Origin of the sequence: Sneathiella sp. (assembly GCF_029233945.1) — a bacterium.
Taxonomy (GTDB): Bacteria; Pseudomonadota; Alphaproteobacteria; order Sneathiellales; family Sneathiellaceae; genus Sneathiella.
Genome location: NZ_JARGOQ010000001.1, coordinates 197,885 through 209,780, shown reverse-complemented (window position 1 = coordinate 209,780; position 11,896 = coordinate 197,885). Strand labels below are relative to the sequence as shown.

The following is an 11,896-nucleotide window of genomic DNA, read 5'->3' as shown; positions in this document are numbered from 1 at the left end:
GCCGCCAATCTTTTCTCCAACCATATCTATTATTTCGGCGACAAGCATTATGAACTAACCATGGGGCCGGATAGAGCGCTTCGCTTGGATGCCTGTCAGTCGGCGATAGACTATGGCGTAACTTTCGCCATTCATTCCGACGCACCGGTAACGCCGATGGCGCCGTTATTTACCGCATGGTGCGCCGTTAACCGATTAACAGAAAGCGGCAAATTGCTCGGTGAGTATGAGCGAATTAGCGTTGCCGAAGCGTTACAGGCAATCACCCTCGGCGCGGCGTCCACACTCCATATGGATCATGAGGTCGGCTCGATTGAATCCGGCAAATGGGCGGACTTTGCCATTCTCGAAGATGATCCGGAAACTATCGGCGGAGAAAATCTGAAAGACGTTGGCATCTGGGGAACTGTCCTCGCGGGGGAGAAGCATAAAATCCCATGATGAAACGGCAAGAACCGCTTCCCATGACCGTGCTCGCGGGGTTTCTGGGATCGGGAAAAACGACTTTGGTCAATCATCTGCTGCGCCATGCAGATGGACTACGTATTATGGTCCTTGTAAATGACTTTGGCGAGCTACCGATAGACCAGGACCTCATTGCCGCGAAAGATGGTGATATTCTAACTCTCGCCAATGGCTGCGCCTGCTGCTCCATGGGTGCTGATCTCTATAAAGCCTTTTCAACTGCTCTCGATTTTTATCCAGCGCCGGATCACCTCCTGATCGAGGCAAGCGGCGTCGCGGAGCCCAAGAGAATTGCCAATTTCGCAAGAGCCGAGCCGGACCTCACATTGAACGGGATTGTGACGATTGTCGATGCGGCAAACCTCCAGACAACGCTCGAAGATCAGAGGCTTTCGGAAATAGTTGAGGCACAAATCAGCAGTGCCCATATGCTACTGCTCAATAAATGCGATCTCTCCCCACAGCAAGATTTAGAGAAATGTGCAGGGGTTATGCGCGGTATGAACGACAAAGCGCCGATTATCAAAATTACACACGGTACCTTATCCGGAGAAATATTTTTTGGCGAAGAAATGAACGTCGTCCAGCTTCCTGAGGCTTCCGACGACCCACATTCCCACACCCATGAGGCGGATTTTTCAAGGTGGTCCGTCGCCACGGAAGCGGAAATCGACAAAGCCGCCCTGAAGAAGATACTCAGTCATCTTCCCCCGTCTGTTCTGCGGGTCAAAGGTATATTCCGCGCCGCCGGAGAGGGTGATCTATGGATCGCCCACAGAGTCGGTACACATGTAGACATTTCCCCGCTGCCCGCGAGCGCGTCATTCTCCGGGAAAACAGGCTTCGTTGCCATCGGCATTAAAAGTCCAGACTTCACGAGTATTCTGGATACAGCGTTTCATTCCATAACGTAGCGCCGCAAATCAGCACATCTGATATATCCATCACAAGGACAGCATTCTTTTTCACCGAAATGTTTACGAATTGCCCCGTAAATGAGACAATAAGGTTCAAGTATTTTTCCCAAAATCTGCGAGGGGGCTCTATGCGGCTAATTTCCGGTACTCTACTGTTGGCCCTCCTGGCGGCAATCCCCATTCTAACTATGACGAATACGGGCCTTGCGCAATCGGGCTCCAGCGGAAAGCCGCCCGCCCCTGCTGTGTTAGTGGCAAAGGTCGCAGAAAAGGAGATTGCTGATCAATCGGTCTTCTTTGGCCGGGTTGAGGCCACGGCGCGCGTTCAGATTAATGCGCGTATAGAAGGATACCTTGCCGAGGTTGCCTTTGTAGAAGGAAGTACAGTCAAGGAAGGGGATCTTCTTTTCAAGATTGAAAAGAGCATCTATGAAGCGAATGTGGCACAGGCGCGCGCCAATCTGGCAAGTGCCGCCGCCGCCGAGAAACTGACGAAGCTGGACTATGATAGATCCAAAGAACTCGTCGCCCGAAAGACGGTTTCCCAGGCACAGCTCGATCAGGATTTGGCGCAGTATGAGGAAGCGCAAGCCAATGTCGCCGCGCGCAAGGCTCAACTTTCCCTTGCCGAAATCGATTTGGGGTATACGGAAATCCGGGCCCCGATTGATGGACGGATTGGCAAGGCAAATGAAACCAAGGGATCTCTTGTCGGCCCATCCGGCGCGCCTTTGGCCCTTCTGGTCGCGCAAGATCCCATTCATGTGGCATGGCCGATACCGGACCGGCTGTATATTGAAGTCATAAAGAGCCAACGCAGCACCTCGGATGTCAGCGTCAAGCTGAAGCTCCCCGACGGAACAATCTACGACCAGGTCGGGAAGATCATCTATGCTGATCCCAGTGCCAACGAAGCGACAAATACAATTACAGTCCGAGCTGAATTTTCAAATCCGGAGTTTCTGTTGGTAGATCAGCAACTTGTTAGCGTTGTTATCGAGAGCAAGGAGGCGCAGAAGCATCTTGTCATCCCGCAGGACGCCCTCCTTCTGGATCAACAGGGTCCCTATGTTTTTGTTGTGAGCCCTGAAGACAAAGTCGAGGTAAAGCGCATTACAACCGGAGCCCAGCAAGGCCTTTCCCTCGTTGTGGCGAAGGGCCTCAAACTGGGTGACCGCGTCATCACGGCGGGCCAGCAAAAGGTCCGAAGCGGCGTTACCGTCACCCCCCAACTCGCTGACCAAGGCGAGGGGAACTGATGATCTTCGATTTTTTCATTCGCCGTCCAAAATTCGCGATGGTGATTTCCACTGTGATTGTCCTCGCAGGAATTCTCTCGATGTTTGTTATCCCGGTGTCCCAATACCCGGATATCACGCCGCCAACGGTGCAAGTTACCACGTCATACTCCGGAGCCAGCTCCCAGGTGGTCGCCGACTCTGTCGCACAGCCCATTGAAAGCGCCGTCAATGGCGTCGACAATATGATTTACATGTCGTCAGGGTCAAATTCTGATGGCAGCTACGCGCTGACCGTCTCATTCGATGTGGGCACGAACCCCGATCTTGCGACAGTGAATACGCAGACCCGCGTGAGCCAGGCGCTGTCATCATTGCCAGATACCGTCCAGCAAAATGGCGTGACCGTCCAGAAGCAGTCCAACTCAATCCTGCAAATCTTCGGCTTCTTTTCCAGCGATGCCAGCCTTGACCAGCTTTTTATCAGCAACTACCTGACCATCAATGTGCTGGATCAGTTAAAACGCCTGCCGGGTGTTGGCGATGCCCAAATTCTGGGGGCTTCGTCCTATGCGATGAGAATCTGGATAGACAATCCAACGCTGATGTCTAATCTGAAGCTCACCAATCAGGACATTATCTCGGCCATCCAGAACCAGAATATTCAGGCGCCCGCGGGTCGGATCGGTGCTCCCCCGATATCCGATGAGCAGAGCCTTCAACTGACCGTCAACACCAAAGGACGGCTGTCCAGTGCGGAAGAGTTTGGAAACATTATTCTGCGGGCGCAGGACGACGGGTCGATTATACGCATCAAGGACGTGGCCCGTGTTGAATTGGGCGCCCAGAGCTCCCAACAACAGTTGAAACTCGGAGAATCTGCGGCGGCGGGTGTTGCGATCTATCTTTCTCCGGGAGCCAATGCCGTGATCACGGCAACCGCAGTAGAGGAAAGAATTGCCGAACTCGCCGAAAGATTTCCCGCCAGCATGGAATATCATAAATTCGTCGACAGCGCCGAATTCGTCGATGATATGATCTATAAAGTGGTCGAAACCCTGATCGAGGCCTTTGTCCTTGTCGCCATTGTGGTTTTCGTCTTTCTCGGCCGGTTCCGGGCAACTCTTATTCCGCTTTTTGCGGTGCCGGTTGCCATTATCGGCGCCATAGCGGTCATTTACGCGCTCGGCTATACGGCGAATATTATCTCCCTTCTGGCTCTTGTACTTGCCATCGGTATTGTCGTCGACGATGCCATCATCGTTGTTGAGAATGTCGAGCGGGTGATGGAGGAGGAGCCGCACCTGTCCCCCGCCAAGGCCGCGCATAAGGCAATGACCGAAATTGCCGGCTCCATTATCGCCATTACATTCGTATTGTTGGCGGTATTTATTCCGGTTGCTGTACTCCCCGGTTCCTCCGGTGTGTTATTCCGGCAATTTGCCATCGCAGTTTCAGCCGCAATGGTCATTTCCGCCATTAACGCCCTGACCTTATCGCCTGCTCTATGTGCATTGTTTCTGCGTCCGGGCAAACCGATCGTGTTTATGCGGCCGATTACCTCCTTGATAAACCGGATTGGCGATGGCTACGCCGGATTGATCAAGAAACTTGTTCGAGTTGCCGCACTCAGTATTGCGGCCGCAATCGGCATTGGGCTTGTTACCGGCTATGGCATCACGACCACGCCGGCCGGTTTCGTTCCGGAAGAAGACAAAGGCTATGTCATGATTGTCTTCCAGCTCCCGGCGGGCGCCTCGTTCAACCGTACCGTTAAAGTTGCGGAAAAAACGGTGGAAGCCCTGGAGGGGGACCCGGCCGTTCAAATGATTGGTCAGGTCTCCGGCCTTGATCTTTTGAGTAATAGTAACGCCTCCAACGCTGGCGTCGTCTTCATGAACCTCAAACCCTATTCAGAGCGCAAATCACCGGATCTGAGTGCGACGGCCGTCTTGCAACGCGCGTTGCCCAAGCTCGCCGGCATTGCCGAAGCCGCCTTTATCCCGCTTAATCCCCCCGCCATTGATGGGCTCGGGAATGCCGGTGGTTTTCAGTATATGCTTCAGGCCCTGCAAGGGCAGAAGCCGTCCGAAATGGGGGCCGTGCTTCGCAATGTTGTCGTTGAAGCTAATCAGGATCCCAATATCGCCAGCGCCTTTTCAACGTTTGAAGCGAACACCCCGCAAATCTCTCTCGATATAGATCGGGACAAGGCAAAAACGCTTGGCGTTGAAATTTCAGATGTGTTCGGCGCATTGCAAAGCCAGCTGGGTGGCTATTACGTCAATGATTTCAATCTGTTTGGTCGCACATGGACAGTCTATGTGCAGGGCAGCGAGGAATACCGCGCGAAGATTGAAGATATTTACGACATACAGGTTCGCAATTCATCGGGAGAGATGGTGCCAATCTCCAGCTTCGCAGAAGCGCGTCTGGATAGCGGTCCGCGCCAAATCACCCGGTATAACAATTATGAATCGGCCGCGATATTCGGCAATCCGATGCCAGGTGCGGGCCTCGGCGTCGCCATGGCGGATATGGATAAAATCTCGGCGAGTGAATTACCAAGCGGATATGCCTACGAATGGACCGGCCTCGCCCTGCAACAGGTGGAAGCCGCCGGGAAAACGCCACTTGTTATCGGCCTTGCCTTTGTTTTCGCCTATCTGTTTCTGGTGGCGCTTTATGAAAGCTGGAGCATTCCTATCGCCATCCTGTCGTCCGTCGTCGTGGCCGTCTTTGGGGCTATCGCCGGTATTCGGATCGTCGGGCTCTCATTCGATCTCTATGCGCAAATCGGCATTGTTGTCCTGATCGCCTTGGCAGCGAAGAATGCCATCCTGATCAATACCTTTGCGCTTGAGCAAAGGAATATCGGCAAGCCTCTCGCAGAATCCGCGGCAGATGGCGCGCGTCTGCGGTTCCGCCCCGTCATGATGACAAGCTTTGCCTTTATCATGGGACTGGTGCCACTGGTCGTCGCCTCGGGTGCTGGCGCGGGGGCAATGGTCGCCCTCGGGGTCCCGGTGTTTTCAGGAATGCTCGCTGCAGCAACGGTTGGTATGCTGCTGATCCCCATGTTATATGTTGCCTTCCAGTGGATGCGAGAAAAAGCAGGCTGGAGACCCGTCGTCGAAAGATAGGAAGACCCAGTTGACCACCGAAGAGCCCCAGACAGCCACCGATCCGGTATGCGGCATGAAAGTCGCGCCTGATGCAGGCAAGCCGAGTCATGTCCACAATGATGAAACCTATCATTTCTGTTCGCAGAAATGTCACGATAAATTCGTCGCCGACCCCTACTTCTATATAAGCGGCAACCATAAGAAGCGGCAGAAATCGGCGGCAAAAGCTACTGAGTATACCTGCCCGATGCATCCGGAAATCATTCAGGACCACCCCGGCGACTGCCCAAAATGTGGCATGGCGCTGGAGCCGATGGGGGCGCCCACTGCGGACGACGGCCCGAATGAAGAGCTGGTTGATTTTACACGCCGTTTCTGGGTAAGCGTGGCCTTTGCCTCACCGCTTCTAATCCTGACTATGGGGGAAATGGCCGGATTACCCTTTGATCGGTGGATCGCCCCGAAGCTTTCCATTTGGATGCAATTGGCACTGGCGACACCGGTTGTTCTCTGGGCCGCGATCCCTTTCTTCAAACGCGGCTGGTCGTCCATTGTCAATCGCAGCCCCAATATGTGGACACTGATCATGCTCGGTGTTGCGGCGGCCTATGGCTTCAGCGTCGTGGCAACGCTTTTTCCTGGCAGTTTCCCGACCTCCTTTCAGACGAATGACGGCATTGTTCCGGTTTACTATGAAGCGGCGGCAGTGATCATCGCCTTGATTTTTTTGGGTCAGGTACTGGAACTCCGCGCCCGTGAGCAAACCGGCTCCGCAATCAAGGCATTGCTGGACCTTGCCCCGAAATCAGCGCGCCGGATAAACCCGGATGGTTCCGAATCTGACGTCCCGCTTGAGAATATTCTTGAGGGGGACAAGCTGCGTGTACGACCGGGCGACAGCATACCTGTGGATGGCATCGTAGTGGAAGGCCGTTCCTCCGTTGATGAAAGCATGATCAGCGGGGAACCCGTGCCGGTCGAGAAAAACGAAAGGGACAAGCTCACTGGCGGAACGCTGAATGGCACAGGGTCGCTGGTCATGAAAGCCGAACTCGTGGGGGCGGATACCATGCTTTCCAAAATTGTCGAGATGGTTGCTTCCGCCCAGCGCTCCCGCGCGCCTATTCAGGGAATGGCGGACAAGGTCGCGGCCTGGTTTGTACCGACCGTCATTATCATCGCCATTATCGCCTTCGTCCTTTGGGCGGCTTTCGGCCCCTCCCCTGCGATGGTCCATGCAATTGTTGCGGCAGTATCCGTGTTGATTATCGCCTGCCCCTGCGCGCTTGGCCTTGCGACCCCCATGTCGATCATGACCGCGACAGGACGCGGCGCCAATGCGGGCGTCCTCATCCGCGATGCGGAGGCGCTGGAACGCTTTGCGGACGTCGATATTCTGGTGGTCGATAAAACCGGCACGCTAACGGAGGGCCGCCCTAGAGTGACCGATGTCATAAGCGTTGACGATAAGGGGGAGGATGCACTTCTTGCTCTCGCCGCAGGACTTGAAAAAGGATCAGAGCATCCACTTGCCGAAGCGATCGTTTCCGGCGCGGAGGAACGTGAGCTCGCTATCCCTGATGCAACCGAATTCAACGCTGTTACGGGCAAGGGAGTAGAAGGCCAGATTGACGGAAAGACCGTGATACTTGGCAACAGGGCCATGATGGAGCAGCAGAAAATCAATCTTTCCGAAATTGAAAGCCGCGCGGCGGACCTTCAGAATGACGGGAAGACTGTGATGTATGTGACGTGTGAGAGCGAACTCGCCGGAATTATCGCGGTTTCCGATCCAATCAAGGAAACAACACAGAACGCAATCAATACGCTGCATAATCTCGGTATCAAGATCATCATGGCGACGGGCGATAATGAGCGTACTGCGAAGGCCGTTGCCGCCCGCCTCGGGATTGATGATATTCGCGCCGACGCCTTGCCGGAGGATAAAAAGACGCTCATCGAAGATCTTCAAGGCAAAGGTCATCACATCGCAATGGCGGGAGATGGCGTCAATGACGCCCCTGCTCTGGCCGCCGCCGATGTCGGCATCGCCATGGGAACCGGTGCCGATGTCGCCGTGGAAAGCGCCGGTATCACGCTGGTGAAGGGCGATCTGACCGGCATTGTCCGTGCCCGGAAACTTGCGGTCGGCACCCTCCGGAATATCAAGCAGAACCTGTTCTTTGCCTTCGCCTATAATGGCCTTGGCATCCCAATCGCCGCCGGCATTCTCTATCCGTTTACCGGCACGTTGCTTTCCCCGATGATTGCCGCCGCTGCGATGAGCCTGTCTTCGGTTTCGGTGATAACAAATGCGCTCCGGCTTCGGGCGATTAAATTGAATTAAGGGCAAGCTTAAACGAGTAGCGTCTCCCCTCTTGATTTGCGATTACACATCCTTATAGTGCGGAGAACTCGTTGCAAAGCTAGTCAGGGGAGAGCAAGATGAGTGAGAATATACCGCCGAAGCTTGAGGAAATGAGGCAACTCATGTCTGCTGAACTGGCCAAGCATTGGAAAATGTTTCTTTTTCAAGGGATCCTCATCGGGCTTCTGGGGGCCATCGCCATCCTCGTGCCGCAGGTTGCGACCCTGGTCGTCGATCTGTTTATCGGCTGGATCCTTATTTTCGGCGGCGTAATCAGAGCCTTGACCTTGTTTCGTTCACGCAGCATTCCGGGGACAATATGGTCGGTTCTTGCATCTGTACTTGCTATTGTCCTCGGTTTCCTGCTGGTCTTCAAACCGGCGGAAGGTGTCCTCACCCTGACCATGGTAATGGTCGCCTTCTTCATCATTCAGGGGGTTTTCTCTATCCTACTGGCGCTGCAATTCCGGGCCCATATCCGAAGCTGGGTTTGGACACTGCTAAGCGGCGTTGTTGATCTTTTTCTCGCCTATTTAATTTCGCGCGGCTGGCCCGATACCGCAAGCTGGGCCATCGGGTTACTGGTTGGGATCAACATGCTGTTCGCAGGCACGGCCTTGATCTTCACCGCCTTCGCCGCTCGCAACGGCGCCCCGAACGAATAGTTTTGCGTTAGGTTGTTGCCGCGATAAAGTCAGGGACAATTCCGGATCGTTCGATCAATTCCGGAATGTCCATGCCCTTGAGAAGCCCATGCCCCGTCACCAGTACGGTGCGCACGCCCGCCGCCGCGCCGCCCAGAATATCCGTATGCAGCGTATCCCCGACCATGGCAATCCGGCGACGATCGGTTCCTTTTAATTCCTCCTCCAATACGCGGTCGAAGACGTTCGAAAAGGGCTTGCCATAGAAATCCGGCACTATCGCAGCCTGATCCGCGATTTCATGAGAGAAAAAGCCGGGTTCCAACGATAAGCCGCGCTCGCGCGGGGCAACCAGATCGGGATTTCCGACAAGCATCGGGCGAGGGTTTTCCTGAAGCGATTGCCGGAGGAGGCTTTGCCGCTCCGCTGTCCAGTCTGCCGAACTTAGAAATAGAAACGCATTTGCCATGTCATAATCAGATGGATCCTCTCCCAGCAGTCGGGTTGTTCTGGAAAGTTCCTCCAACCCGGAATGAGAGGTTGCCGCAACGCCCCAGATATAATCATCCGGATAGGAATTGAGCGCAGTAATCGCCGCATCCCGGCTTGAAATGACCTGCTCCCTCACCAGGTCGAATCCAAATCTGCGGTATTTTTCCAATGATTTTGTGGCGTCGTAGGTTGCGCTATTAGTCAGCACAAAAATCTTTTTACCGAGGCGCGAGAAAGCCTCAAGCCGTTCTGCCGCCCCCGGTATCGCACTTTCGCCCACATTCAACACCCCGAACGCATCGAGCAAGAAAACATCGAACTCATCAATCAGCATTTCGAGATTTTCAATGGCGATACTCTCGGATGGAAACTGCGCCGTTGGAAGACGAGGCCGGATCGCCTCATAGCGTTCAAACACTTCCATTGCGGTAAGGGGAGAGAACGACATTTTATGTGATTACCTTTGCGAGACCTGGGCCATGAACAAGTTATGCTTTACTAGATCGCACATTACCCCGTAAAGTTCTTAAAAATAAGAAAAAGGGAGAGGCATGTGAACGATCTTGATTTCACAGGGAAAACAGCGCTTGTCGTCGGCGGGTCCAGCGGGATCGGTAATGGTATTGCCCATGCGTTAAGGGATCGCGGTGCGAAAGTGTATGTCTGGGGCACCCGGGCCAGCGCAGCGGATTATGACGATGCGGAGGGGTCCGACCTTACTGGTCTTCACTATGAACAGATGGATGTCAGCGATTATCAGGCCATTGCTGATTACAAACCGGGGTTTGAGAAACTCGATATGCTGATCCTGTCGCAAGGCATTGTCGTTTATAACCGCGGTGAATTTGAAATGCCGGGCTGGTTGAAGGTAATCGATACAAACCTTAACAGCCTGATGGCCTGCGCCTCCAAATTTCACGGCATGCTAGCCGAGGCAAACGGCTCCCTTGTGATCATCAGTTCAACAGCCGGGTATCACGCAACGAAAGGCAACCCCGCCTATAACGCCTCCAAGACCGGCGCAATCGGGTTGACCCGGACATTGGGGCAAGCCTGGGCTGGTGAAGGCATTCGCGTGAACGGCGTCGCCCCGGGGCTGGTGGATACCAAGCTGACCAAGGTAACGACGGACAACCCGAAACGCCGTGACGCTGCGATCTCGACAATCCCGCAAGGACGTCTCGGCACCCCGGAAGACATTGCGGGTGCCGTGCTCTATCTTGTGTCACCCCTCGCAAGTTACGTGATTGGCCAGACGATTGTCGTTGATGGCGGACTTATTCTCTAATTTCGGCGCAGCAGAATAACAAAGGATAAAAGCATGGCGAAACTTTCAAAGCTCAGCCGGTCTATCGCCGGAAAAACTGCTCTCGTAACCGGGGCGGCAAGCGGGATGGGGCGTGCAACCGCACATCTTTTCGCCGATGAAGGCGCAAATGTTGCGGTGACGGATCTTACTGAAGAAGGCGTTCAAAAGGTTGTCGATGAAATCCGCGAAGCTGGTGGTTCCGCCAACGGGTGGGTTCTCGACGTTGCGGATAAAGATCAGATTGACACGGTCGTGAAAGAGATTGCGGATCATTTCGGCGCACTTGATATCCTGATCAACAATGCTGGCTTCTCTCATCATATGTCGGTGGAGGATGAAGAGTTTGAGAAAAATTGGCAACGACATATGGATGTTCTGCTCACCGCACATGTACGGCTTGTCCGGTCAGCGTTGCCGTTCCTAAAGGCGTCGGGCGCCGGACGGATTGTCAATATTGCCTCTACCGAAGGTCTCGGCGCCACGCCCGAGATTGCGCCCTATACTTCCGCCAAGCATGGGGTGATCGGCCTCACCCGTTCCCTCGCGGTGGAATTGCCAAAATATGGCATTACGGTCAATTGCATCTGTCCCGGCGCCATCCACACCGGCATTACAGCCCGTATCAAGGATGAGCATAAGGAGGTTTTCTCCCGGCGTCGCATCCCGCTGAAGCGGTATGGAGAGCCTGAGGAAGTTGCTCATGCGACTTTAAGTCTGGTATTGCCTGCGGCCTCCTATATCAACGGCGTGGCGTTGCCGGTCGATGCGGGACTTACCATCAAAAATGCCTGAAGAATAAACCGGATGGCATCACGATGGCGTGTGATCCAAACAGCGCCAAGCTTCTACCGTTCCGCCATCTAACCCTCACCTTCAGTGTGCGTCACGGCATTTAATCATACGAAGGGGCGTATATTCGATCACAACTTCCCCTTTTTGGTTTGTGATGTGATTGCGGGTGCGAACCAGTCCGCGCGTTCCCTTCTTTGTCAGGCGCGCCTCGATCACCTCGCATTCCACATGAATTGTATCCCCGGCAAAAACCGGTGCGCGCACATCAAGCTCCATATTCAGGAATGCAAGTCCCGTGTGCTGCATGGTCGACTGAACGAGCAGTCCTTCAGCGATAGTATAGGCGAGTGCTCCTGGCGCTACCCGGCCACGAATGTCCGAATGCTCCTTCAGATATTCCATATCCATAAACAAAACTTCGGTCATGCCGGTGCAGTTGATGAAGTTCACGATATCTGCCTCTGTCACGGTCCGGCCGATAGTCATGAACTTCCGCCCCAAAGGTAATTCCTCATAATGCAGTCCCAGCCCAACGATATCCATTTT

The 11,896-nt window shown here is 54.2% G+C and carries 10 protein-coding genes; 8 read left to right on the top strand and 2 right to left on the bottom strand.

Annotated elements, in window-relative coordinates:
* From P1U71_RS01045 to P1U71_RS01020, 6 genes are all read left to right on the top strand, one after another.
* Window positions 1–441: amidohydrolase family protein (locus tag P1U71_RS01045; protein WP_301103686.1), on the top strand; the 441-nt coding region annotated here is incomplete at its 5' end.
* On the top strand, window positions 438–1,379 hold the full coding sequence (locus P1U71_RS01040; protein ID WP_301103685.1) for a GTP-binding protein: 942 nt from the start codon (window positions 438–440) through the stop codon (window positions 1,377–1,379). The genes P1U71_RS01045 and P1U71_RS01040, both read left to right, overlap by 4 nt.
* Before the next feature lie 131 nt (window positions 1,380–1,510).
* Window positions 1,511–2,641 (top strand): efflux RND transporter periplasmic adaptor subunit, encoded by a 1,131-nt coding sequence (locus tag P1U71_RS01035; protein ID WP_301103684.1) that lies wholly within the window; start codon window positions 1,511–1,513, stop codon window positions 2,639–2,641.
* The gene (locus P1U71_RS01030; protein WP_301103683.1) at window positions 2,641–5,763 is read left to right on the top strand and encodes an efflux RND transporter permease subunit; all 3,123 of its coding nucleotides are present in this window, start codon (window positions 2,641–2,643) and stop codon (window positions 5,761–5,763) included. The genes P1U71_RS01035 and P1U71_RS01030 overlap by 1 nt, the downstream gene beginning before the upstream one ends.
* A gap of 10 nt (window positions 5,764–5,773) precedes the next feature.
* On the top strand, window positions 5,774–8,092 hold the full coding sequence (locus tag P1U71_RS01025) for a heavy metal translocating P-type ATPase (RefSeq protein ID WP_301103682.1): 2,319 nt from the start codon (window positions 5,774–5,776) through the stop codon (window positions 8,090–8,092).
* A gap of 98 nt (window positions 8,093–8,190) precedes the next feature.
* Window positions 8,191–8,778 carry an HdeD family acid-resistance protein gene (locus tag P1U71_RS01020; protein WP_301103681.1) on the top strand — a complete coding sequence of 196 codons (588 nt, stop codon included), beginning with the start codon at window positions 8,191–8,193 and terminating at the stop codon, window positions 8,776–8,778.
* Window positions 8,779–8,785: 7 nt separating this feature from the next.
* On the opposite strand, the gene P1U71_RS01015 is transcribed toward P1U71_RS01020, so the two are convergent.
* Window positions 8,786–9,697, bottom strand: coding sequence for an HAD hydrolase-like protein (locus P1U71_RS01015; protein WP_301103680.1), 912 nt, complete (start codon window positions 9,695–9,697; stop codon window positions 8,786–8,788).
* A 105-nt stretch (window positions 9,698–9,802) separates the two neighbouring features.
* On the opposite strand from P1U71_RS01015, the gene P1U71_RS01010 reads away from it, so the two are divergent.
* A complete protein-coding gene (locus P1U71_RS01010; protein WP_301103679.1) occupies window positions 9,803–10,537 on the top strand; it encodes an SDR family NAD(P)-dependent oxidoreductase in 735 nt (244 codons plus the stop codon).
* A 33-nt stretch (window positions 10,538–10,570) separates the two neighbouring features.
* On the top strand, window positions 10,571–11,350 hold the full coding sequence (locus tag P1U71_RS01005; protein ID WP_301103678.1) for an SDR family NAD(P)-dependent oxidoreductase: 780 nt from the start codon (window positions 10,571–10,573) through the stop codon (window positions 11,348–11,350).
* A gap of 81 nt (window positions 11,351–11,431) precedes the next feature.
* Here P1U71_RS01005 and P1U71_RS01000 read toward each other — a convergent pair whose 3' ends face one another.
* A complete protein-coding gene (locus P1U71_RS01000; RefSeq protein WP_301103677.1) occupies window positions 11,432–11,893 on the bottom strand; it encodes a MaoC family dehydratase N-terminal domain-containing protein in 462 nt (153 codons plus the stop codon).
* Between the last annotated feature and the right edge of the window lie 3 nt (window positions 11,894–11,896).

What these genes read in the sequence shown, in the direction of transcription:
- P1U71_RS01040 (WP_301103685.1), top strand. Translation starts at nt 438, where the DNA reads ATGATGAAACGGCAAGAACCGCTTCCCATGACCGTGCTCGCGGGGTTT.
- P1U71_RS01035 (WP_301103684.1), top strand. Translation starts at nt 1,511, where the DNA reads ATGCGGCTAATTTCCGGTACTCTACTGTTGGCCCTCCTGGCGGCAATC.
- P1U71_RS01030 (WP_301103683.1), top strand. Translation starts at nt 2,641, where the DNA reads ATGATCTTCGATTTTTTCATTCGCCGTCCAAAATTCGCGATGGTGATT.
- P1U71_RS01020 (WP_301103681.1), top strand. Translation starts at nt 8,191, where the DNA reads ATGAGTGAGAATATACCGCCGAAGCTTGAGGAAATGAGGCAACTCATG.
- P1U71_RS01015 (WP_301103680.1), bottom strand. Translation starts at nt 9,697, where the DNA reads ATGTCGTTCTCTCCCCTTACCGCAATGGAAGTGTTTGAACGCTATGAG.
- P1U71_RS01005 (WP_301103678.1), top strand. Translation starts at nt 10,571, where the DNA reads ATGGCGAAACTTTCAAAGCTCAGCCGGTCTATCGCCGGAAAAACTGCT.
- P1U71_RS01000 (WP_301103677.1), bottom strand. Translation starts at nt 11,893, where the DNA reads ATGGATATCGTTGGGCTGGGACTGCATTATGAGGAATTACCTTTGGGG.